Here is a 23,011-nt window from a genome sequence, read left to right on the forward strand (position 1 = left end):
GGGGCGCCCGGCCTCCTTACCCTGGGTGCCTGTCACCACACCACGGGGGAACGATAATCAGATGAACGGTGTGCTGCTCGCCGGGCGCTACCGGCTCCAGGAGTGCATAGGCCGCGGCGGCATGGGCCGGGTGTGGAAGGCCCGCGACGAGGTCCTCCACCGGTCCGTGGCCGTCAAGGAGTTGACGGCCTCCCTGTACGCCTCCGAGCGCGACCGGCCGGTCCTGATGGACCGCACCCGCTCCGAGGCCCGGGCCGCCGCGCGGATCTCGCACCCCGCCGTCGTCACCGTCCACGACGTCCTCGAACACGACGAACGTCCGTGGATCGTCATGGAGTTGATCGAGGGCGGCTCCTTCGCCGACGAGATCCAGGACCGGGGGAAGGTGCCCCCCAGGGACGCCGCCCGCACCGGACTGTGGGTGGTGCGGGCCCTGCGCGCCGCGCATGACGCCGGGGTGCTGCACCGGGACGTCAAGCCCGCGAACGTGCTCCTCGCCAGCGACGGCCGGGTGCTGCTGACGGACTTCGGCATCGCCCAGGTCGACGGGGACAGCGGGATGACCAGAACCGGCGAGATCGTCGGTTCCGTGGACTACCTCGCCCCCGAACGGGTGCGCGGCGGGGAGCCCGGTCCGGCCTCCGACCTGTGGGCGCTGGGCGCCACCCTCTACACGGCGGTCGAGGGCGTCTCCCCGTTCCGCCGCCCCTCCGCGCTCGGCACCTTCCAGGCCGTGGTGGACGACGAGCCCGCGCCGCCCGCGCACGCCGGACCGCTCGCCCCGGTGATCGAGGCCCTGCTCCGCAAGGACCCGGAGGCCCGGCCCGGCGCCGAGGAGGTGGAACGGATGCTCGGCGAGGCGGCCGAGGGCCGCCAGCCGGTGGAGACCGGCCCCGCCGCCGGGTACACCCCGACCCGGGTGGTGCCCCCGGAGACGGCCGCCGCGCTCGCCGCGCCGCCCCCGCCCGCCGGACCCCCGGCCGTCCCGCCGTCCGTCGAACCCCCGGCCGCCCCGCCGTCCGCCGCGCTGTCCGCCGCGCCCACCACCTCCGTCCCGGTCACGCCCCCCACCGGGACGCCCCTGACCGGGACGCCCCCCATGGGGACCCCCGCCCCGCCCGGGGCCCCGCCCGGCGGCTTCACCCCGTCCGGTCCCGTTCCGCTGCCGCATGTGGTGGGCCAGGAGCCCGGGCGGCCGTCGTCGTCCCGCCCCCGCTGGTACGGGGCGCTCGCCGGGGCCGTCGCGGTGGTGCTGCTCAGCGTGGGCGGCGCGCTGGCGCTGCGGTACGTGGACGACGGCCGGGGGACCGAGTCCCAGGACCCGCCCGTCACGGTGAAGCCGACCGGCGACCCGAAGCCGAAGCCCAAGCCCGAGCCGAAGCCCGAGCAGTCCTCCGGCACGCCCTCGCCCGGTCCGGACACCCTCAGCAAGGGCCCCGACTCCGGCGGCCCGGACGGCGGGAACACCGCGCCGGACACCGACACCGACACCGGACCCGATACGGACCCGGACACCGACTCCGGGTCCGGCGGGAGCGGCGCCGAGGACGGGAACGGGGACGGAGCCGACGAGGGCTCGGTGCCCGCGGGCTGGAAGCGGGTGGAGGACCCTGGGGGGTTCAGCCTCGCCGTCCCGCTGGGCTGGGAGCGGACCGTGACGAACGGTCAGATCGACTACTCGCCCGACGGCGGCGAACACCTGCTGCGGATCGGGATCGACCCCGCCCCCGACTACGACAGCCCCCACGCCCATCTGCTGGACCTGGAGAAGCAGCTCGCCCGGCTGAAGGACTACTCCCGGCAGAAACTGGTCGCCAACACCTTCCGGGACCGTCCGGGCGCCCACTGGGAGTTCCGCTGGGTCTCCCGGGGCGTGGACACCACGGCGGGTCCGCGCCGGGCGATCGAGCAGGCGTACTTCAGCCGGGACGGCGTCGAGTACGCGATCTACCTGGCCGGTCCCGAGGCGGGCTGGGCCACCACACGCGCACAGTTCGAGACGATGCTGAAGAGCTGGCGGGAGAACCCGGACGGATCCTGACCGCACCCCCGGTGGTGTGCGGCATGATGGGCGCATGGGGACCAAAGGTGACCGGGGTGAGGTCGCGGGGGGCGCCAAGTCCCGCCTGATAGGCGGGCGTTATCTGCTCCGCACCCGACTGGGGCGCGGCGGCATGGGGACCGTGTGGGGTGCCGAGGACCAGTTGCTGGGCCGGTTCGTCGCGGTCAAACGACTCGACTCCGACCCCGCGCTGCGCGGCGCCGAGGCGCGCCGGGTGCGGGCCCGCACCCTGCGGGAGGCCCGGGCGGTCGCGGCGCTGCGCCATCCGAACGTCGTGGTCGTCCACGACGTGGTGGAGCACGGGGACGACGCCTACATCGTCATGGAGCTGGTGACGGGCGGCTCGCTCGCGGACCGGGTGGGCGCCGACGGCCCGTTCCCGGTGGGGGAGACGGCCCGGGTCGGACTCGCCCTGCTCGGGGCGCTGTCCGCCGCCCACACGGCCGGCGTGCTGCACCGGGACCTCAAACCGGACAACGTGCTGCTGGAGGAGGACACCGGACGGGTCGTCCTCACCGACTTCGGGGTGGCACGGGTCCCCGGCTCCCGGACCCTCAGCGAGGAGGGCGTGTTCGTCGGTTCGCCCGAGTACAGCGCCCCCGAGCGGATGACCGGCGCGACGGGCGGCCCGGAGTCCGACCTGTGGTCCCTGGGCGCGCTGCTGTGCGCGGTGCTCACGGGGCACTCGCCGTTCCGCCGCGACTCGATCAGCGGCACCCTGCACGCCGTGGTGGCCGAGGAGTTCCGTCCGCCCGCGCAGGCCGGTCCGCTGACCCCGCTGGTGCGCGGGCTGCTGGAGCGGGACCCGGCGCGACGGCTCGGCACGGTGGACGCGGAGCGGCTGCTGCGGGCCGTCCTGGCGGGGGGCCGGTACGGCGCCCCCGCCCACCCGGCCACCACCGACGGCACCCGGCTCCCCGCCCCGCCCGGTGCCTTCCCCGCCCCGTCCGGGGCCCTGCCCGGTGCCTTCCCCGCCCCGCCCGGGGCCCTGCCCGTTCCGTCCGCCGTGCCGCTGGCCGACGTCCTTCCGTTCCCGGCCGTTCCGCCCGCGCCTTCGCCGGTCCCCGCGCCGGGGGTTGTGACGCCGCCCCCCTCGCCGTTCCCCGCGCCGACCGTCGCGTCCGGGGTTCCGCCGACGCTCGGGGCTCCACCGGCCGTCACTCCGGGCGACCCATCGTCCGCCCTCCCCGGCGCGGTCCCCGGCGTCGTTCCCGGTGCCGTCCCCGGAGTCCTTCCGCCCGCCCGGCCGTCCGCCGTTCCGTCCGGTGCGCGGGCCTCGGCGCCCGGTCCGGCGGGGGGCCTTCCGTCCGGGCCGGGCAGCCCGCCACCCGGGCAGGACGCCCCGGCATCCGTGCCGGGCACTCCGGCGTCTGTGCCGGGTACTCCGCCACCCGGGCCGGGTACTTCGGCATCCGGCCTGGGCACTCCGGCGTCCGGGCCGGGCCCCCTTCCGCCCCTGTCGAAGACCCCTTCGCCCGGTTCCATGGCCCCTGCTTCCGGCTCGGAGGCCCGCCCCGAGGACGCCCCCGGGGCCGCCCCGACGGCGGTCGCCCCGGTGTCCGTCCCGCACCCGGTGCCGTCCGGCGGGGCGGGCCCCGGGGACCGCGACCCCGCGATCTCCGCGCTGACCGTCGTCCAGGCCCGGCTGCCGCGCGGCACGGTCCTGGCGGCGGTGCTGGTCGCCGCCGTGGCGGGGGCCGTGGTGGCGGGCGGGGTGCTCCTGCTGGACCAGGGGCGGTACCGCGACGACAGCCCGGTGATCGCCGGGCCCACCGTCACCGAGACCGCCGCCGCCGCGCCCGCGCCCCTGGGCACCGGCCCCACCAGCGGCCCCCGGGCCATCCCCACCGACGACGACCCCCGCCCCCGGGCCACCGAACGGTCGCTGCGACCGCCCCGGGCCAGCCGGAGCCCCGGCGGTCGCCCCGGGGCCTCCGGCGCGGCCAGCGCCCCGGCCGCCCTCGCCCCCGCCAGCACCCCCAGCGCCGCGCCCACCCGGGACGCGGACCGGGGGGTGCCCGCCGGGTACCGGACGGTCCGGGACCCCGAGGGGTTCACCCTGGCCGTCCCCGCCGGGTTCGTCCGCTCGCGCCAGGGCGACTGGGCCGTCTACGCCTCCCCGGACGGCACGGAACGCCTCGCGGTCCGGGTCGACGCCCCGCACGCCGGGGGTCCCGTCCCCGCGCTGAGCGAGGAGCACGCCCGGGGCAAGGAGCGCCGCTCCCCGGTCACCCGGGCCACCCACCGGGGACTCCCGGCGGCCCGCTGGGAGCTGACCGAACCGGGCCGGCCGAAGAAGGGCGGCGGCCGGTACACCGCCGATCTGGCGTGGCAGGACGAGACCCGGCTGACCCTGGTCCGGGCGTCCTCCCCCGCCGACGGGGCGGGCCGGGCCCGGGCCTGGCTGGCCGTCGCGGCGGGCACCCTCCGGTACTGATCCCGGGGGGCCGGGCGGGCGGGGCGGGAGCGCTCCCCTTCCGTCCGGCGGGCCGCTGCCGCGCACCCACGGGCCTCCGGACGGTCCGGAGGCCCGCGCAACCGGTGGCCCCCCGCGCAACCGGCGCCCCGGCCGGCCGCCGGGATCCGGGTCCGGGCGGTTCCCCGGGGCGGTGGGCGCCGGCCTCCCGGGGCCCGGTGGTCGGCTTCCCGTCCGGGTCGGTCGTTCGCGCAGTTCCCCGCGCCCCTTTCGGGGCTGCCACCTGGGGTGCGTTGTTTCCCCGCGGGTTGTCGGGGGTTGGCCGCGCCGTTCCCCGCGCCCCTTTCGGGGCGCGTCCTGCGGGTGGGGTGTGGCTTCTGCGGGCCCCGTCAGGGGCGCGGGGAACGGCGCGAGCAGCCACGACGCACCCGCACCGGTACCGCCCGCCCCGGGACCACCAGCCCCGGGACCACCGTCCTCGGTACCGCCCGCCTCGGGACCACCCACCCCCGGTACCGCCCACCCCCGGGACCGCGCCCGTCCCGGTACCGCGCCCCCCCGGAGCCCGCCCCCGGGAACGCTTTCGTCCGGTTACCGTCGGGTATCCAAAACGGGCACGGCCGCCTACGCTCAGCTCATATGACGGATTCGCAGGCCACCGCGCCCCTCCCGAGCACCCCCGGACCCTCCGGACGGTCCGGAGGGCCGCGCAACCCGACGGCCCCCGTCCCCCGGGGCGTCCGCACCGCCGAGGACGTGGTCACCCCTGAACTGGTGGCCCAGCTCACCAAGGGCGTCCCCGGCACCGGACGCACCGCCCACCGCACCCCGCTCACCGGCGCCCGCCTCGCCGAGCTGCCCGAGTCCGCCCCCGGGGACGTGGCGACCGCCTTCGAGCGGGCCCGCGCGGCCCAGCGCGTCTGGGCGGCGGAGCCGGTGCGACGGCGCGCGGCGGTGGTGCTGCGCTTCCACGACCTGCTGTTGGCCCGGCAGGCCGAGGTCCTCGACCTGATCCAGGTGGAGACCGGCAAGGCCCGGCTGCACGCCCACGAGGAGGTCCAGGCGGTGGCGGTGGCCGCCCGCCACTACGGGCACCGGGCCGCCGCCTATCTGCGGCCCCGCCGCCACACCGGGGCGCTGCCGGTGTTCACCAAGGTCACCGAGGCGCGCCAGCCGCGCGGGGTGGTGGGCCAGATCGCGCCCTGGAACTACCCGCTGGAGCTGTCCGTGGGCGACGCCCTGCCCGCGTTCCTGGCGGGCAACGCCGTGGTGATGAAGCCGGACACCCAGACCGCGCTGACCGCCCTGTGGGCGCGGGACCTGCTGATCGAGGCGGGGCTGCCGGCCGAGGCGTTCCAGGTGGTGCTGGGGGAGGGCCCGGTGCTCGGACCGGAGCTGGTGGAGCACGCCGACTACGTCTCCTTCACCGGCTCCACCCGCACCGGCCGGGAGGTCGCCCGGGGCGCCGCCGAGCGGCTGATCGGCGCCTCGCTGGAACTCGGCGGCAAGAACGCGATGCTGGTGCTGGCCGACGCCGACGTGGAGCGGGCGGCGGCCGGTGCGGTGCGCGCCTGCTTCTCGTCCGCCGGTCAGCTCTGCGTCTCGGTGGAGCGGCTGTACGTCCACGACTCGGTGGCGGACGCCTTCCTGGAACGGTTCGCGGCCCGCACCCGGGCGATGCGGCTCGGCACCGCCCTGGCGTACGGGGCGGACATGGGCTCGCTGGCCTCCCGGCGCCAGCTGGACGCCGTCATCCGGCACGTGGACGGGGCGGTGGCGGCGGGCGCCCGGGTCGTCACGGGCGGGACGGCCCGTCCCGACGTCGGCCCCTACTTCTACGAGCCGACCGTCCTGGACGGAGTGGATCCCGGGATGGCCGTCCACGCGGAGGAGACGTTCGGTCCGGTGGTGTCGGTGTACCGGTTCACCGAGGAACGGGACGCCGTGGCCCGCGCCAACGACACCCCCTACGGGCTCAACGCCTCGGTGTGGACCCGGGACGCGCGCCGGGGCCGGGCCCTCGCCGCCCGGCTGCGCACCGGCACCGTGAACGTCAACGAGGGGTACGCGGCGGCCTACGGCAGCGCGCGGTCCCCGATGGGCGGGATGAAGGACTCCGGGCTCGGCCGTCGCCACGGCTCCGAGGGCATCCTCAAGTACACCGAGGCGCAGACCGTCGCGGAGCAGCGGGTGCTGCCGATGGCGCCCGCGTTCGGGATGACGGACGCCCAGTACGCCGCGTTCATGAACCGGGGGCTGCGCGCGATGCGGGCCCTGCGGTTGCGCTGACGACGTCGCCCCGGCACCGGAGGAAACGATCCCGCGCAAAGGGGTGGAGGACCCGCACCCCCCTCCGAGCGCGGGTCCTCCACGTGTGTGGGGCGGTGGTTACGCCCGGTCGCCCGCCTTGCGCTTGCGGACGTAGAAGACGGCGCCCGCGCCCGCGACCACGGCGAGCCCGCCGACCAGGCCGACGACCGGCAGCACCGAGGAGGAGCCCGTCTCGGCGAGGTTGCCGGTGACCGGCTGGGGGTCGACCGCGCCCTGCGGGGCGGTTCCCGCGCCGGTCCCGGTGCCGCCGCCCGGGCCGGGCTTGGGCTTGCCGTTGCCGGTGCCGGGCTCGGCCTCGCCGGGGCTCTCGTTGGAGCTGCCGGGCTTCAGCACGGAGAAGTACAGATCGGTGCCGTAGCTCTCGGCGACGCACTTCCGGCCGTTGACGGTGTCGACGTAGCCGCCGGAGCCGAACGCGTACCCGTCGCCGACGGGGGCGTTCTCCCGGATCGCCAGCCGCAGCTTGCTGGTGAGGTAGTCGCGGGGCTTCATGGTGTCGACCCCGGCGAAGTAGTCGCCCGCCCACTCCACGACGACGCCGTCGCCGAGGTCGTGGGTGTCGCGGATCTCCTTCCAGCGGTCGCGCTCCTCGTCGAAGAACTGGAGCGAGACGTACGGCGCGAGGAACTTGTCGACGTCCTCGATCTCGAAGTTCTCGACCTCGGCGTAGAACGCGACCTCGTTGAGGGTCGCCGCCGAGGTGTTCGTGGTGGTCATCGTGAACTCGTGCCAGCCGGACCCGGCCACGATCCGCCCCGGCAGCCCGGTCAGCCGGGTCCGCAGGGCGGTCTCCTCGTAGTCCTCGTCGGTCTGCGCGCAGAGCGGGAGCCCGCCCGGCTCGCCCGGGTCGGCGGAGTCGCTGGGCGAGGGGGACGACGGGGTGGACGCGGAGACGGAGGCGCTGGGGGAGTCCGAGGCCCCGGCGGAGTCGCTGGGCGCCGGGGAGCCCGACGCGGAGCCGGAGGGTTCGCCGCTGGGCGTGCCGGACCCGCCGGGCGACGCGGATTCCGAGGGCGACGCGGACTCGGAGGCGGACGCGCTGGTGGAGGGGTCGGGGGAGGCGCTCGTGGAGGCGGACTCCGAGGGCGTGCCGTCGGGGGTCTCCGAGGCGCTCGCGGAGACGCTGGCCGAGGCGCTGGGCTCGGTGGTGTCGGTGGCGTGGGCGGCCGGTGCGGACAGCAGTGCCACCGGGCCGATGACGGTGGCGGCCGCGGCGATGGCCGCGGCGCGGCGGAGCTTCATACCAGACCTCGTCTGTCTCGGCGCGGCGACCGGCCGCGGCAACGGGGCCGCCTCCGCGTCCATGACGCGGATGGGGCCGTTGTGTCGGATGGTGTGACCCGTGGTGTCAGCCGATGGTTGTCCTTCACCTCACAGGTTTCTTATGTGGGGTGGGTCACTTCATTCGTTCCGGGGACAGGAGGCCCGGTCTTGTTGACGCTTCCCGTTGACGCCGGGGCCGATGGCCCGATCGGTGCGCCGGGGTGCCCTCCGCCGTCCCCGGGCACGGCGAAGGCCCCGCGGTGCGGGGCCGCGGGGCCTTCGGGGCGGCGTGACGTCAGGGCAGCGTCAGCGCCGCTCGGGGCGGCGCCGGGAGGGGGGAGGGCGGCGCCGCCGGGAGGGGGGTACGGGGTGGGGCCCCGGTGGGGGCCTTCGGGACCGGAACCGGTCCGGGTCCGGAGACGGCCGGCCCCGGGCGTCCCCGGGGTCGACCGTTCACTGGGGTGACCGGGCTGCTGTCCCCTGCCGTCCGGTCACGGACACCGGAGCGAGGTCCCACGACGTACGGCACGATCCGTACGTCTCATCGCTCCGGCCGGGGCCACGCGTGGTGCTCGCCCGCCCCTGGCTGGCACGGACACCGGGACCAACGACGCCCGCCGCGCACCGGTCACGCTCCGTACGGGTGAGAGCGGGTCGAACTCAGATGCGGCCACGGCACAGTTCGAGCAACGTCATCGCCAGCGAGGTGCCCGGCCTGCCGAGCGCCCCGCGGAAGTGTTCGAGGACCTCCATCTCCCGGGAGAGGTTCACCCGGCGCCCGCCGGAGGCGATCCGGGTCTGCTGGATCACGGCGGACACCGCGACCCGCTCCTGCATCAGACCGATGATCCGGTCGTCGATCGCGTCGATGCGGTCCCGGGCCGCCGCGATCGTCGCGGCGGCCTCCTCGGTACGGGCGCCGGTCCGCTCGGCGGGGGTCAGCGGGGTCGGCGCGCAGGCCCGGGCGGGGGCGGCGGCCGTCGTCGCGGGGGTGACGGTGGCGTCGGCGTCGGCGCGGGTGGCGGTGGCGGCGGGGGAGGGGATCTGCGGCATCGGTGGCTCCTGGGGCGCGAGGTGGTGGAGGGGCGGCGCCCCGGGCGGTACGGCCCGGACACGAACGAGGCGCCCCGGGCCTTGTCGGCCCGGGGCGCCTCGGAAGTGCTCGTCTAAGTGATCAAGCAGCACGACCATGGCATCCGGCGGGCCGGGTGCCATAGGTAAAGACGGAGGTCAGGTGCTGGGTCACGCGGCCAGTATGCCCGCACCCGGCCCGGCCCGGTCAATCCGGGACGGCGGTCCGCCCGGATGCTGAGACGCGGGGGTCCGTTCCGGCCCCGTTAGAATCGGAGGCAGGAGCCGTGTCGCCGACGGCGGCGCGTGCTCCGGCCCGGCCCGCCCGACGGGCCCGTGGCGGCCCCCACCGGGCCCCGCGTCCCCGCAGACCCGCTCCACAGCCGGAAGGCTCCCCGTGCCCCCAGCGACTCCCGCGACCGCCGCACCCGAGACCGTCCTGGTCGTCGACTTCGGCGCGCAGTACGCCCAGCTCATCGCCCGCCGAGTCCGCGAGGCGCGGGTCTACAGCGAGATCGTGCCGAGCACCATGCCGGTCGCGGAGATGCTCGCCAAGAACCCGGCGGCGATCATCCTCTCCGGCGGCCCCTCCTCGGTCTACGCCGAGAACGCCCCCCGGATCGACCGCGCCCTGTTCGAGGCCGGGGTCCCGGTCTTCGGCATGTGCTACGGCTTCCAGCTCATGGCCACCACCCTCGGCGGCACCGTGGACAACACGGGCGCCCGCGAGTACGGGCGCACCCCGCTGCACGTCGGCCGCGCCGGGTCCACCCTCTTCGAGGGCACCCCCGCCGAGCAGTCCGTGTGGATGTCCCACGGCGACGCCTGCTCCGCCGCCCCCGAGGGCTTCACGGTCACCGCCGCCACCGACGTGGTGCCCGTCGCCGCCTTCGAGAACGACGAGAAGAAGCTGTACGGGGTCCAGTACCACCCCGAGGTCATGCACTCCACCCACGGCCAGCAGGTGCTGGAGCACTTCCTGTACCGCGCCGCGGGCATCGAGCCGACCTGGACCACCGGCAACGTCATCGAGGAGCAGGTCGCCGCGATCCGCGAGCGGGTCGGCACCAAGCGGGCGATCTGCGGGCTCTCCGGCGGCGTGGACTCCGCGGTCGCCGCGGCCCTCGTCCAGCGGGCCATCGGCGACCAGCTGACCTGCGTCTACGTCGACCACGGCCTGATGCGCAAGGGCGAGACCGAGCAGGTCGAGAAGGACTTCGTCGCCGCGACCGGGGTCACCCTCAAGGTCGTCGACGCCTCCGAGCGCTTCCTGAACGCGCTCGCCGGGGTCACCGACCCCGAGGAGAAGCGGAAGATCATCGGCCGGGAGTTCATCCGCGTCTTCGAGCAGGCCCAGGCCGAGATCGTCGCCGGGGCCCCGAACGACCAGCCCGTCGAGTTCCTGGTGCAGGGCACCCTCTATCCCGACGTGGTGGAGTCCGGCGGCGGCACCGGCACCGCCAACATCAAGTCCCACCACAACGTGGGCGGGCTCCCCGAGGACCTGGAGTTCCAGCTCGTCGAGCCGCTGCGCCAGCTGTTCAAGGACGAGGTCCGGATGGTCGGCGCCGAACTGGGGCTGCCCGACGAGATCGTCCAGCGCCAGCCCTTCCCCGGCCCGGGCCTCGGCATCCGGATCGTCGGCGAGGTCACCCGCGACCGTCTCGACCTGCTGCGCGAGGCCGACGCCATCGCCCGCGAGGAGCTGACGGCCGCCGGACTCGACCGCGAGATCTGGCAGTGCCCGGTGGTCCTCCTCGCGGACGTCCGCAGCGTCGGCGTCCAGGGCGACGGCCGCACCTACGGCCACCCGATCGTGCTGCGTCCCGTCTCCTCCGAGGACGCGATGACCGCCGACTGGACGCGGATGCCGTACGAGGTCCTCGCCCGGATCTCCACCCGCATCACCAACGAGGTGGCGGACGTCAACCGCGTCGTCCTCGACGTCACGAGCAAGCCCCCGGGCACCATCGAGTGGGAGTGACCCCACCGGGCCCCTGACCGGGCCCGCGCTCCCCACGGAAGCGACGCGACGCCCTCCGTCCGGCCACTCGGCCGGGCGGGGGGCGTTCGCCGTTCCCGGGCCCGCCGGTGCCGGCCCCGCTTCCGTCAGACCCCGGTCCCACCCCCGTCAGACCCGGGGCGCACCCCGGGGGCCCGGCGGTGCGCCCCGGGTCGCGGCGGTTCCGGGACGGACGTGTCCGGAACGCCCGAGATAGGAGGAACGGGTGCGACCGTGGTCGTCGGGGCACGGCGTACCGGACAGCGCGTGGCCGGAACGCGCTCCTGCCGGGGGGTGACGCGCGGGCGGCCCGGTGTCCGACCGGCGGGTGACCCTAGGCGCCCCCGGGGAGTGATGTGACGGCCCGGGACCGGGCGACATGCTCGGGAACTCCACCACTTCGCATCCCGCCGTCCACGTCGCGGCGCGCGCTTCCGCGTGCTCCGACGCGTTCCGGCGGTCCGACAGGAGTCACCGGACATGAGACTGAAGAACCTGGCCCCCGTACTGGCGGTGGGGGTCCTCACGGGGCTGTCCCCCGCCCTCACCACGGCCTCCGCCGCCGCGGCGGAGCCGACCCGTGCCCCGTCACCGGGACGGGCCCTCGACTGGCGGGCGTGCGACATCCCCCCGGACCCCGACAACCCCACCCCGGCCGGAGTCCGGTGCACCACGGTCACCGTGCCGCTGGACTACCGCGAGCCGGACGGGAAGAAGATCGGCATCGCGGTGGCCCGGGTCCCGGCCGCCGACCCGGCCAAGCGCCTCGGCTCCCTCTTCTTCAACACGGGCGGCCCCGGCGGCGCCGCGGTGGAGGCGGTCCCCGCGATGGACGCGGCCTTCCCCGCCGAAGTGAAGGACCGTTACGACCGGATCGCCTTCGACCCCCGGGGCGTGGCCCGCAGCGCCTCGCTCGCCTGCGGGCTGGACCTGGAGCAGCGGGAGGGCACGTACCCGGGAGGGAAGAGCGCCTTCGAGCGGGGCGTGACGCTGAACCGGGACTTCGCCGCCAAGTGCCGGGCGAAGTACGGGGACGACCTGCTCCACTTCAGCACCCGCAACACCGCCCGGGACATGGACGCGGTCCGCGCGGCCCTCGGCGAGGAGAAGACCCACTACTACGGTCCGTCCTACGGCACCTACCTGGGCGCGGTCTACACCCAGATGTTCCCCCGGCGCGCCGGGCGGATCGTGCTCGACAGCGCCGTGGACCCCAAGGACGTCTGGCGCGGCGAGTGGCAGGCGTGGGGCTCGGAGTCGCACCGGCAGTTCGACCGCTGGACGCGCTGGGCGGCCCGGCACCCGGACCGCCACCGGCTCGGGGACACCCCGGCGGAGGTCCGCGCGTCCTTCTGGAAGCTGATCGCCGCCGCGGACCGGGAGCCCGTCCGGCTGTCGACGGGCTCCCTCGACGGGGACGGGCTGCGGAACGCGCTGTGGCCCTTCTTCGCGCAGGTGCGGGACGCCACGAAGGTCGTCGACAACGTGCGACAGGTGATCGCGGGCCGCCCGGCCGGGGAGTTCCCGCCCGGGGCCCTGCCGGAGCGGGAGCCGTGGGCCGATCACGAGGCGTCGGCCACCTGGTCCATCACCTGCGCCGACGCCGCCTGGCCGAAGGACCTCAAGACCTACCGCGCGGACGTCCAGCGCGACCGGGCCCGCTACCCGCTCTACGGCGACTACGCCTCCGGCACCACGCCCTGCGCCTTCTGGAAGGACCCGGTCGAGCCGCCGACCGTGGTGAACAACGGCGTGGGCGCGCTGATCCTGCAGAACGAGTGGGACGCCCAGACACCGCTGCCGCAGGCCCGGGGGCTGCGCGAGGACCTGAAGGGCTCCCGGCTGGTGGTGGTGCGCGACGGCGAGGGCCACGGCGTCTACGGCCGGGGAAGCAGCGCCTGCGCGGACGACCTCACCACCCGCTACCTCGTCACCGGGAAACTCCCGGCCAAGGACGTCACCTGTGCGCGGAACCCGGTCCCGGACGGCGCCTCCGCCCCGTCCGCCCTGCCCGCCCCGCGTCCGGCGGACCCCCTCTTCCGGGGCGCCCGCTGACGACGGAGTCCGCTGACGACCCCCCACGGAAGGCCCACCCCGCTCGGCGCGTCCCGCCGGCGGGGTGGGCCGTCGGCGGACGTACGACACCGACGCCCCCGCCACGCGCCGGGACGTGACCGGTGACGCGCTGGCGGCGGTGGCGGCGGTGGCGGCGGTGGCCTCCGGGCTTCCCTCCCGCGCTCGCGGACAGCCCCTCCCGGACCGGTCTTTATGCGAGTACGCGCATAGTCGCGTTCCCTATGGAACTGGGACACGCCCTCGTTCCGTCGGAACGGCGGAGATTCCCGAGAACGCGCCGAGGGAGGATGCTGCGCCATGAGTGAGCACAAGGAACGCCCGCTGCTGTTCCTGGACGTCGACGGGCCTCTCCTGCCGTTCGGCGACGGTCCGCAGCGCGAACCGTCGAACACCACGGCGGATTCGCATCTGACACGGTTGGACCCGCGCATCGGTCCTCGCCTCGCGGCGCTGCCGTGCGAGCTGGTGTGGGCCACCACCTGGGAGGGGGAGGCGAACACCCACCTGGCATCGCTGCTCGGCCTGCCACCCCTGCCGGTAGTGACGTGGCCTGAGACCTCCGATGCGCATCAACGCGAGGACAAGTGGTTCGGGCTCCACTGGAAGACCCGGACCCTGGTGGCATGGGCGGACGGACGCCCGTTCGTCTGGGTCGACGACGAGATCACCGACGCCGATCGAGAGTGGGTGTCCACCCACCACCCCGCCCCGGTCCTCCTCCACCACGTCGCGTCGTTCCGTGGCCTCACCAGCGAGGACTTCGCTGTGCTCGATCGGTGGCTTCGGGCCGTTTGAGGCTTCCCTGGTGATCCACGGGAATCGCCGGGGTGGGAGGAGGGACGGCTTCTACGGCTTCGACGGCGAGGAGCCGCCCAACGGGGTCATGCTCCAGTGGCCGTCCGACCAGACCAGGACCTCGCTCACCCGGACCGGCTTCCGCCCGTCGTCGGCGGTGCCTCTGATGCGGACCTGGTAGACCCCTTCGAACTCACTGCGATGGCTCCAGGTCACCCGCCAGTCCTGACCGCCGTACTCCGCGAGCCGGGCGCGGGCGTCCGTGGTGCCGTGGGGCTCTCCGAGGAGTTCGGCGAGTCCGTCGGAGTCCCGGGTGTTCAGCTCGTTCACGTAGGCGCGGAGGAACTCGTCGAGCGCGTCGGGATCGGGCTTGTCAGGGCCGTCGGCGGAAAGGCATCCGGTGGCCGATACCGCCACTCCCCAGGCGAGTGCCAAGGCGGTCAATCCGCGGGACATCTGGCGGGAGGAGAACGGCCGAAGCGTGGTCACATCACGTCCTGTGGGCGTAGTACTTGGCGTTGGGGTAAGCCCTCAGGATGCTGCCCAGCGAACGGCGCTTCGTATCGGTGCTGTGGTAGGTCAGATACGGTTGCCCGTTAAATGGCCGGTACGTGACCATCATGGTGTGGTCCTTGCCGTTCCGTCGGTCGAAGTCCACTTGGAGGACGTCACCATTCGAGAGGTTCCTGGGGTTGCTGAGAAGCGAGGTTCGGCCGCTCTTTTTGGCGAAGGTTGCCCAGTGGTCAACGCCGGTCCAGGAAAACGTTTGATTGTAGGAGTTGTACCACCAGTACTTGCTGTTTCGATAAAATCCACGCTTGTTCTTCCATCCGCCCGCCCGCAATGCTTGGCTGACGAAGTTGGTGCAGTCGCCGCCCCTCTCGTTGAACTTTCGATAGGCGGGGTTGTAGTTCTTCCAGTGCTTCTCCGCGTACCGCGTCATCGCGCCGTAGTCGTACCTGGCCGCAGCAGCCTTGACTTTGTTGCCCTTCACGGTGGGCTGTGAGCCGGATGCTGGTGTTGGGCCGGCGATGTCCACCACCTTTTCGCCGGTGTCAGGAGGGGTCTCGGGCAGGTCGTTCGGGTCCTCTGTGCCGTCCTCGACGGTCGGCTCGTCGGGAGGTACGGGAATGTCCAGATCGGCTGGGTCCACAACTACCTGGTTGATCGGCGAGGGTCCGCTTCCGGCTATCGGCTCGGAAGTGGTGAGAGCCCAGGTGCCGTCGGAGCCAAGTGCGTAAGTGAACCGGTGCTCGCTTGCGAATTCGGTGTTGGGGGGTTCACTACCGGTTATCTGCTTATATGTCAGCATGGTGCTTTCGGTCACCGTGGCCGTGGCGGTATTGCCCGTGACGGAAACGCTGTCGACGGCGGTAGTGGTCTGAGCTGCGGTGTAAGCCTCCGGCACTTCGGCCAGATCCTGCTTCACGTAAGAGAGTTCGTTGACGATCGCGTTCTCCGCGCGTGCGGTGGCAGCACTGAGGTGAACCGGCCCCTTGGTGCGTGTGGCTAGTGGCGAGTTAAGGGCCGCGGGTGCTGGCGCGTCCAGGAGGGCAGCGGTCCGCCGTTCGATGACGGCCTGCGCCAAGTCCCCGAAGAGCTTCTTGGTGGCGTCGGACACTGCGGGCGGGGCGGTGCCGCTCCCGGAGGGCTGCGCAGCCGTGATGCCCGCGTTGGCTACTGAGGCCAGGGTGATTCCGGCCGCGACGAAAGTGGATAACGTGCGCGATTGGGTCACTGAGTATTCCCCCGTGATGTTCGAGATATGCATGTCCTGTGGCCAGGCTAGGCGGAGGGGGAAGGTGAGAGGAGGGGGGTTCGAGTCATCTTCGGGCCATATGTAGATGGTCTTGGTTGTGTAGCGAAGTCGCTCGCCCTTCATGTCGAACGTGCGAGAACGGATGCTGGACCCGGCTCAAGACGGCCGTCATGGCCGAGGTGGCCCGCGCGCGGTAGCACCCGCCCCAGGCTCCCCCGCCCCGGGCGCCGCCACTCGCGGGCCGGGGGCGGTCAGGGCTCGTCGACGCCGATCCAGTTGATGTGGAACCGGTACTGGGTCGCGTGCGCCGGGGTGAGGACGCTGCCGTCCTTCCACTGGAGGTACACGCGGAATCCGTTCTGGGTGGGGGAGTAGACGGACGACGCGCCCACCGTCCCCCAGTGCGTTCCGTCCCCTCCCAGGGAGGTGACGTAGGTCGGACTTCCGGTGAAGCGCGCCGACGTGGTGTCGACGTCGAGGTAGATGCCCGCGTTGTTGTAGTTCTGCCAGCCCTGGCCCGGCACCGAGTGCCCCGATGCGATCCTCTGAGTGGACAAGACGAGTCCTTCCCGGTCGCGTTTCGCGGTGTCGGCTTCGCTGCCGACCCGGTTGAAGGTATCGACATGTCGTTAATTCGCCACAGAGTGATTCCTGGGGTTACTCATATCGGATGCTTCCGGGGATTCTTCGTTTTCCGTCCGGTGATCGGTTCCGGACGTTCCGGCGTTTCCGGGTTTGCTTCCGGGTCACGTCTTCCGTGGAACGGCTTCCTCCGTACGGCACTCGGCCGCGCGGAGGGGACTCCTCGTTTCTCAGGGGGTGCGCTAGGGACGGGAGACGGCTTCGGGTACGTCCCGGTGTGGGTGGGGGTGCGCGTCGCCGAGTGGATCCGGTACGCGTCCGGACCCGTCGGCCGTCCGTCCGTCGCCGTCGGGGAACCGTCCCGCCGGAGGCGGTGGACGGCTGCGGCGCGGGCGGTGCCGTACCGGACGAACCCGTACGGAACGCGATCACGGCGGAAAACGCGCGCTTTGGTCAAGCCGGACACCCGCCCGCCGTCCGTCCGGGTGGTCCACCCCGGGTCCGGCTCCGGCTCGTGCCCCGGCTCGTTCCCCCCGTCCGGCCCCGGTCCGTCCTCCGGGGTGACCGATCCGTCGGACTCCGTCCGAGTAGGGCACAATTCCCTCTCATCACACAGAACTTGCGTCCGCTCCGGGTCGACTCCCGTGCGCTGGGGCGTGAGCGCGGGACACACGAGGGCACGGAGTGGGAGCGGTGGCACTAGCGGAGGCGGCGGGCCGGGGTACGCACGAGGGCGGCTGCGCCTGCGGGGACTGCCCGCACGGGGCGCGGGAGGGGCACCGGCGGGCGGTCCGCGCCTTCCTCGACCAGCGCGACGCGCTGGCCGCCGGACGGGGGCTGCCCGCCGCCGTCGCCCGGTCCGCCGGGGCCACCCGGCAGTGGGTGTCCGATGAACTCACCCAGTCCGCAGGGGAGGTGGCCGCCCGGGGCCGGGCCGCCAGCGTGTTCTGGCGGGCGGCCCTGTGGCCGCGCACCCTCTTCGTGGTGTGGGGCGCCGTCGTGGCGGTCCTCGTCGTGCAGACGGTCACCGCGCTCGGCACCGGCTGGAACACCGCCCGCACCGCGGGGCTGGTCGCCACCGTCCTGGTCGCCGCGCTGCTCACCGCCGCCGCCCGGATACACCGCGAGCGCGGCGGGGTCCTCGCCCCGCTGATCGGCGAGGACAACCGGCTGTCCACCTCCCGCGCGGTCGCCGGGGCGTGGGTGCTGTTCGCCGGGTACGCGGTGCTGGTGCTGTCCGGACAGCTCGCCGGGGCCTCCGGGCACACCGAACGGGACGCCCTGATCGACGGGTTGGGGCTGGCCCGGGGCGCCGGGACGCTCACCGTGGTCGCGGTGCTGTGCGCGGTCGCCGTCCTGGTCCGCCGGGTGGTCGCCGTCCGGGTGCTGGGGCAGCGGCTCCAGAAGGTACGGGCGCTGCGGCCGCGCGGTGCGGACCTCCTCACCGACGACTCCGGCCGGGGCAGCTTCACCGACGTCCAGTACGTCCTGGTGACGACCGTGGCGCTGGTCTTCACGGCGGTGCGCCTCGGCCGCCGCCCGGAACGCTTCCCCGACCTGCCCTGGGGGCTGGCCGTCCTCGTCCTCGTCTCCGCGCTGACCTATCTGGCCGGGAAGTACGCGGAGGGCGGCCGTCCCGTCATCCACTCCGTGGTCCGGGCCCGGGAGGCGGGCGACCTCGACGCGCCGATCCGTCCGGGCGACGACATCGAGGTGCGGGGCGCGGGCTTCGTCCCGCCCGGCGGGCACGACGCGCAGGCGCTGACCCGGCTGGTCGTGCGGATCGGCGCGGTCAACGTCCACGTACCGCTGGTCCCGGTGCCCGGCGGGTTCACCAACCCGTCCGACGGCGTCCTCACCGTCCCGGTGCCTGCCGAGGTCGAACCCGGCACGGTGGAGGTGCAGGTCATCACGGCGGCGGGGATAGAGACCAACCGGACGACCATCGAGGTCGCGGCGGACTAGTCCGCAGGAGACGGCTTGGGGGCTTCCGGATTCCCAGGGCTTCTGGGGTTCTCGGGTTCTCGGGGGCCTCGGGGGTCTCGGGACTCCAAGGGCTCCTGAGGCTTCTGGGTTGCTGGGTCCCTGAGGTTTCTGGGCTCCTGGGGTTTCCAGGGTGCAAGGGGCGTGCGAGGCGTGCGGGGCGTGCGGCCTGGATGGGCGGTGGCGGGTGGCCGGTCCGGTCGTCCGCCTGCCCCGGCCCACTCCGGCCCCCGGCCCACTCCGGCCCCGGGCCCGGCCCCCGAACCGTCGTCCCGGTGCGACCCCGGTGCGACCCCGGAGAGGCTTCGGAGAGACTCCGGTCCGAAGCCGTGGGGCTCAACTGCCCTTCTTTACTTGGCACATGTGCGCCCGGTGTTACCGTGCGGCGGTGTCCACTCATCTGACGTCCGCGTCGCTGCTGTCCGCCCTGAGGCCCCAGAACCAGGACCGTCTCTACGACTTCTACCGGGACCTCCGCCAGAGCGACGAACTCTTCTGGGACCGTCGGGTGGGCGCCTGGGTCGCGACCGGGCACGCCGTGGTCAGCGGCGCGGCGGGCGATCCGCGCTTCTCCTCGGTGCGCTACCCGGACATCGAGGCGGTCTCCGTCGAACTCCAGCCGCTGGCCCGGGTCCTGAGCCGTCAGATGCTCTACAGCGACGCCCCCGACCACACCCGGCTGCGGGCCCTGCTCAGCAGGGCGTTCACACCCCGGGCGGTCGCGAAGCTCCGTGAGCGGATATCCCTCGCCGTCGACGAGGTCATCACCCGCGCGGCCCCGGCAGGACGGCTGGACATCGTCGCGGACCTCGCCCGCCCGCTGCCCCTGGCGGTCATCTGCGACCTCCTGGGGGTCCCCGAGGAGGACCGGGCGGCGGTCTCCGCCTGGTCCGACCCGGTCGCCGTGGCCATCGGCAACTCCCGGATCGACGCCGACGAGAGCCGGGCCGCCTCCCGGAGCATGGCGGAGATGCTCGACTACCTCCGGGGGATCCTCACCCGCGACGACGGTCCGCCCGCGCCCCACACCCTGCGCGCGCTGCTGGCCACCGGGATCGACGACCCGGACCAGGACTTCGAGGAACTCCTCGCCAACAGCGCCCTGCTGCTGATCGCGGGCCACGAGACCACCACCCACTTCATCGGCAACGCCGCCCTCGCCCTCCTGAACCACCCGGAGGCCGCCGACCGGCTGCGCGAGCGGCCCGAACTGCTCCCGGCGGCCGTCGAGGAACTGCTGCGGTACGACAGCCCCGTCCAGTTGATGCTGCGCAGGGCCCGGCACGACCTGGAGCTGGCGGGGCGTTCCATCGCCGCCGGGCAGGCGGTGCTGCTGGTGTGCGGCGCCGCCAACCGGGACCCGGCGACCTTCCCCGACCCCGACGCGCTCGACTTCGAGCGGACCGGCGGGCGGCACGTCGCCTTCGGATACGGACCGCACTTCTGTCTGGGCGCGGCGCTGGCCCGGCTGGAGGGCGTGATCGTCCTGGAGGCGCTGCTCACCCGGCTGCCCGACTGGCGGCTCGACGGCGCCCCGCCGAGCTGGCAGCGGAGCCTCAACTTCCGTGGGCTGACCAGCCTGGAGGTCGCCTTCACCCCGTCGCGGGACGGTCGTCCGGAGCCCGTCGGCGCCGGGTCCGGCTGAGCGGGGCCGCGCGGGCGCGGGCCGGGGCGTTCGGGGCGGGTGACTCCGGGGTTCCGACTCCGTGCCGACCGCCGTCCGCCCAGGCGCGGCCGGGAGGGAAATCCTCCGCCGGGACGGCGGAGCGGCTGGGACGATGCCCTGGTGACCGACTCCGATTCCTCGTACTTCCGTTTCCGTGCCGTTCCCGGCTGGGAGGACCCCCCGGAGCCCGTGCGGGTCGGGCCCGGCGAGTGGCCGGAGACGGAGGCCGCGCTCGCCGTGGTCAACCGCGATCTGGCGGCGGCCCTCCCGGGCCAGGACGCGCTGGTCCTGATGTCCACCCCGGGCTGGGAGCCGACGGCCGGGAGCGAAGCGCCCGGAGACCAGCTCTACGTGGCGCTGCCGGACGGCCGCTGGCAGGGTGGCGCCGTCAACTCGTGGAGTCCGGGGGAGGACGGCGCGCGGGAGCCCGACGATCCGGCGATGGTCCTGGCCCTGGTCGCGGAGGCGGCGCAGGAGACCGTCATGGAACTGCTCCGCCGGGTCTGGCCGGTCTGCCCGGCGCACGGGATCGGAACCCATCCCCGGCCGCCGGGCACCACCAAGGACTGGTACCAGGGCGAACCGGCCCCGGTGGGCCCGCCGGTGTGGTGGTGCCGGGGCGGCCGGGGCGATCCGTGCCACGACGTCTCGCCGGTGGGCGAGCTGGCCGCCGTTCTGACGGGCGGACGGCGCCGGGCCCGGCGCGAGGGCGGGCGCGGGCGCGGCGGCCGTCGGTGACGAGGGCGGGTGCCGTCCTTGGCCGTCGCCGGAACGCACCGGCCCGCCGCCGGGACGCACCGGCCCGCCGCCCGGACGCACCGGCACCACCACACCGGCGGAACGCACCCGCCCGCCCCGGTCAGGACCGGCCGTCGCCGCCGTGGGGGCCGTCACTCCGCCAGGGCGCGGCGCAGTGCCCCCGTGAGTTCGGCGAGCTGACGGCGTGACACATCGGCGGACAGCACCGCCAGCGATCCGTGGAAGGTGCCCGGCCACTGGTGCAGTTCGACGGAGACGCCCGCCCGCAGCAGCCGGAGCGCGTACTCGACGCCCTCGTCGCGCAGCGGGTCGAACTCGGCGGTGGCGATGTGGGCCGGGGGCAGCCCGGACAGGTCCCCGGCCCGGGCGGGGGCGGCGTACGGGGTGACCGCCCCGGAGCCCAGGTAGTGCCGCCACATCCGGGTGAGGCTGTGGAGGTCGTGCGCGGGGACGTCGACGAGGTTCCGCCGGGACCAGGTGTCGTGGCGGTCGTCCAGGATCGGCTGGTTCAGCAACTGGAAACGGATGGCGGGCCCCCGCTCGTCCCGGGCCCGCAGCGCCGTCGCCGCCGCCAGTCCGGCCCCCGCGCTGTGTCCGCCGACGGCGATCCGGGCGGGGTCGAGGCCCAGTCCGGCGGCGTGCGCGGCGGTCCAGGACAGAACGGCGTAGGCGTCGTCCAGGGCGGCGGGGAAACGGTGTTCGGGGGAGCGGCGGTAGTCCACCGAGATCACCGCCGCTCCCGAGGCGGACGCGATCCGGGCCGCGAAGGGATGGTCGGTGTCCAGGTCGCCCATGATCCAGCCGCCGCCGTGCAGCCAGACCACGGCGCCCCGTGCCCCGTGCGGGCGGTACACCCGCACCGGGACCTCCCGCCCCTCCCCGGCGGGCACGGTCCGGTTCTCCATTTCCAGCCCCGAGGTGTCCGGGGCGGGCAGCGCGGTGGCGCGGGCGGCGTAGTTCTCGCGGTCCGCGACGGGGTCGGTGAACTGCGGCTTGGGCACCAGGGGGACGAACGCTTCGAGTTCGGGATCCATGACGGTCATCCTGCGCGTCGGCACCCCGGCCGGTCAGCCGCCGGGCGTCGCGTTTCCGGGCTGTCCCACGCACCGCGCGGCGGGCGCCCCCATCCCTATCCTTGTCCGGTATGGAGGCCCTCGCGGAACGGCTGTCGCACCTGGACTCGCACGCCCACGGCGCCATCCGCGTCGTCACGTTCTACGACACCCTGATGCGCCGCCGACTGGACCTCCCGGCGCTCGCCCGGGCCTCGGCGGGCCTCGCCGGGTGCGTGGTGGGGATCGGACTGCACGGCACGGGGCGGGTGGTCCGCCGCACGCCCGAGGGCACCACCGCCACCGGGCCCCCCGGCGCCGCCCCGTCCACGACGGCGGTCGTCGTCCTCGACGAGGAGGAGATCGGCACGGTCTGGCTGGAGCGGGCCGGACCGTCGAACGCGCTCGACGAGGTGCTGCTGGACCGGCTGGCGCTCGCCGTCGCCTCGGCCGTCGAACGGTACGGACCGGCCCGCACCACCATGGCCGACCCGGCGCTCGTCGAACTGGCCGTCGGCCCGGACACCGAGGACGCGGCCCGCGCCCGGGCCCTGCGGCTGCTGGGCTTCGGCGACACCGCCCCGGTGCGGGCCGTCGCCGTCCGCGCGCCGCTGCCGCTCGACCGGGTCGGGGCGCTGCTCTGTCCGGGCGGTCCGGTGAAGGCCGCGTCCGTCGGGGGCGTCGGCGTGCTGCTGGCGTCCGCCGTGGACGTCAGGGGCCTTCCGGCCGACGCCCGCGCGGGGGTCGGCGCCGCCGGGAGCCCGGAGGTCTCCTGGCGGCAGGCCCGCACCGCGCTGCGCTTCGCCACCGGGCGCCGCCCGGCCGTCCACTACGCCGACCTCGGCGCGCTGGCCCTGCTCGCGGAGGTCCCGCCGGATGTGGCGCGGGCCCATCCCGACGTGGTCGCGCTCGCCCGGGTCGCCGGGAGCCCGCACGACCTGGACACCCTCGACGCGTACTGCGCCACCGGCTCCCTGCGGCGGGCCGCGGACCTCCTCCATCTGCACCACAGCAGCGTCGCCCGCCGCCTCGAACAGATCGGCACGGCCCTGGGGTTCGACCTCACCTGCCCCACCGGCCTCGTCCGCGCCTCCGTGGCGCTCACGCTCTGGCGGGTGGGGGAGGAGTAGGGGTGAGACCTCCAGCGGGGCGCCCTCCCCGGACGGGAGACCTCCCCGGGCGGGAGCCACCAGG

The 23,011-nt window shown here is 74.5% G+C and carries 16 protein-coding genes; 10 read left to right on the forward strand and 6 right to left on the reverse strand.

Annotation, left to right across the window (positions count from 1 at the left end; translation table 11 throughout):
• Positions 1-61: 61 nt before the first annotated feature.
• The 3 genes from ACVWNX_RS21455 to ACVWNX_RS21465 all read left to right on the forward strand — a co-directional run bounded on the left by ACVWNX_RS21455 (position 62) and on the right by ACVWNX_RS21465 (position 6,767).
• On the forward strand, positions 62-2,041 hold the full coding sequence (locus ACVWNX_RS21455) for a serine/threonine-protein kinase (RefSeq protein ID WP_454409111.1): 1,980 nt from the start codon (positions 62-64) through the stop codon (positions 2,039-2,041).
• A 34-nt stretch (positions 2,042-2,075) separates the two neighbouring features.
• Complete coding sequence (locus ACVWNX_RS21460; RefSeq protein WP_454409113.1) at positions 2,076-4,499, forward strand: serine/threonine-protein kinase; 2,424 nt, start codon at positions 2,076-2,078, stop codon at positions 4,497-4,499.
• 618 nt (positions 4,500-5,117) lie between these two features.
• Positions 5,118-6,767: a succinic semialdehyde dehydrogenase gene (locus tag ACVWNX_RS21465; RefSeq protein WP_454409115.1), complete on the forward strand. Its 1,650-nt coding sequence runs from the start codon at positions 5,118-5,120 to the stop codon at positions 6,765-6,767.
• Between the two features lie 99 nt (positions 6,768-6,866).
• Here ACVWNX_RS21465 and ACVWNX_RS21470 read toward each other — a convergent pair whose 3' ends face one another.
• Positions 6,867-8,051: an LAETG motif-containing sortase-dependent surface protein gene (locus ACVWNX_RS21470; protein ID WP_454409117.1), complete on the reverse strand. Its 1,185-nt coding sequence runs from the start codon at positions 8,049-8,051 to the stop codon at positions 6,867-6,869.
• A 681-nt stretch (positions 8,052-8,732) separates the two neighbouring features.
• Entirely contained in the window at positions 8,733-9,125 is a 393-nt protein-coding gene (locus tag ACVWNX_RS21475) for a chorismate mutase (protein WP_454409119.1), read from the reverse strand.
• A gap of 415 nt (positions 9,126-9,540) precedes the next feature.
• Here ACVWNX_RS21475 and guaA point away from each other — a divergent pair, with 415 nt between their 5' ends.
• The 3 genes from guaA (at position 9,541) to ACVWNX_RS21490 (ending at position 14,016) form a co-directional block, all read left to right on the forward strand.
• Entirely contained in the window at positions 9,541-11,127 is a 1,587-nt protein-coding gene (guaA, locus tag ACVWNX_RS21480; protein WP_454409120.1) for a glutamine-hydrolyzing GMP synthase, read from the forward strand.
• Positions 11,128-11,625: 498 nt separating this feature from the next.
• A complete protein-coding gene (locus ACVWNX_RS21485) occupies positions 11,626-13,200 on the forward strand; it encodes an alpha/beta hydrolase (protein ID WP_454409121.1) in 1,575 nt (524 codons plus the stop codon).
• A gap of 318 nt (positions 13,201-13,518) precedes the next feature.
• Positions 13,519-14,016 carry an HAD domain-containing protein gene (locus tag ACVWNX_RS21490; RefSeq protein WP_454409123.1) on the forward strand — a complete coding sequence of 166 codons (498 nt, stop codon included), beginning with the start codon at positions 13,519-13,521 and terminating at the stop codon, positions 14,014-14,016.
• A gap of 51 nt (positions 14,017-14,067) precedes the next feature.
• Here the strand turns inward: ACVWNX_RS21490 and ACVWNX_RS21495 are convergent, their stop codons facing one another.
• The 3 genes from ACVWNX_RS21495 to ACVWNX_RS21505 form a co-directional block, all read right to left on the reverse strand.
• Positions 14,068-14,472, reverse strand: a complete 405-nt coding sequence (locus tag ACVWNX_RS21495) for a hypothetical protein (RefSeq protein ID WP_454409125.1) — start codon at positions 14,470-14,472, stop codon at positions 14,068-14,070.
• Positions 14,473-14,506: 34 nt separating this feature from the next.
• Positions 14,507-15,898, reverse strand: a complete 1,392-nt coding sequence (locus ACVWNX_RS21500) for an amidase domain-containing protein (protein WP_454409126.1) — start codon at positions 15,896-15,898, stop codon at positions 14,507-14,509.
• Between the two features lie 128 nt (positions 15,899-16,026).
• Complete coding sequence (locus ACVWNX_RS21505; protein WP_454409128.1) at positions 16,027-16,332, reverse strand: hypothetical protein; 306 nt, start codon at positions 16,330-16,332, stop codon at positions 16,027-16,029.
• 718 nt (positions 16,333-17,050) lie between these two features.
• Between ACVWNX_RS21505 and ACVWNX_RS21510 the strand changes: the two genes are divergently transcribed.
• From ACVWNX_RS21510 to ACVWNX_RS21520, 3 genes are all read left to right on the forward strand, one after another.
• Positions 17,051-18,322, forward strand: a complete 1,272-nt coding sequence (locus ACVWNX_RS21510; protein ID WP_454409130.1) for a hypothetical protein — start codon at positions 17,051-17,053, stop codon at positions 18,320-18,322.
• 406 nt (positions 18,323-18,728) lie between these two features.
• Positions 18,729-19,985, forward strand: a complete 1,257-nt coding sequence (locus ACVWNX_RS21515; protein ID WP_454409132.1) for a cytochrome P450 — start codon at positions 18,729-18,731, stop codon at positions 19,983-19,985.
• A 141-nt stretch (positions 19,986-20,126) separates the two neighbouring features.
• Positions 20,127-20,744, forward strand: coding sequence for a hypothetical protein (locus ACVWNX_RS21520; RefSeq protein WP_454409134.1), 618 nt, complete (start codon positions 20,127-20,129; stop codon positions 20,742-20,744).
• A 152-nt stretch (positions 20,745-20,896) separates the two neighbouring features.
• Here the strand turns inward: ACVWNX_RS21520 and ACVWNX_RS21525 are convergent, their stop codons facing one another.
• Positions 20,897-21,799, reverse strand: a complete 903-nt coding sequence (locus ACVWNX_RS21525; protein ID WP_454409136.1) for an alpha/beta hydrolase — start codon at positions 21,797-21,799, stop codon at positions 20,897-20,899.
• 110 nt (positions 21,800-21,909) lie between these two features.
• Here ACVWNX_RS21525 and ACVWNX_RS21530 point away from each other — a divergent pair, with 110 nt between their 5' ends.
• Positions 21,910-22,947 (forward strand): helix-turn-helix domain-containing protein, encoded by a 1,038-nt coding sequence (locus ACVWNX_RS21530; protein ID WP_454409138.1) that lies wholly within the window; start codon positions 21,910-21,912, stop codon positions 22,945-22,947.
• Positions 22,948-23,011: the final 64 nt, after the last annotated feature.

The organism is Streptomyces sp. JNUCC 64 (genome assembly GCF_054484115.1).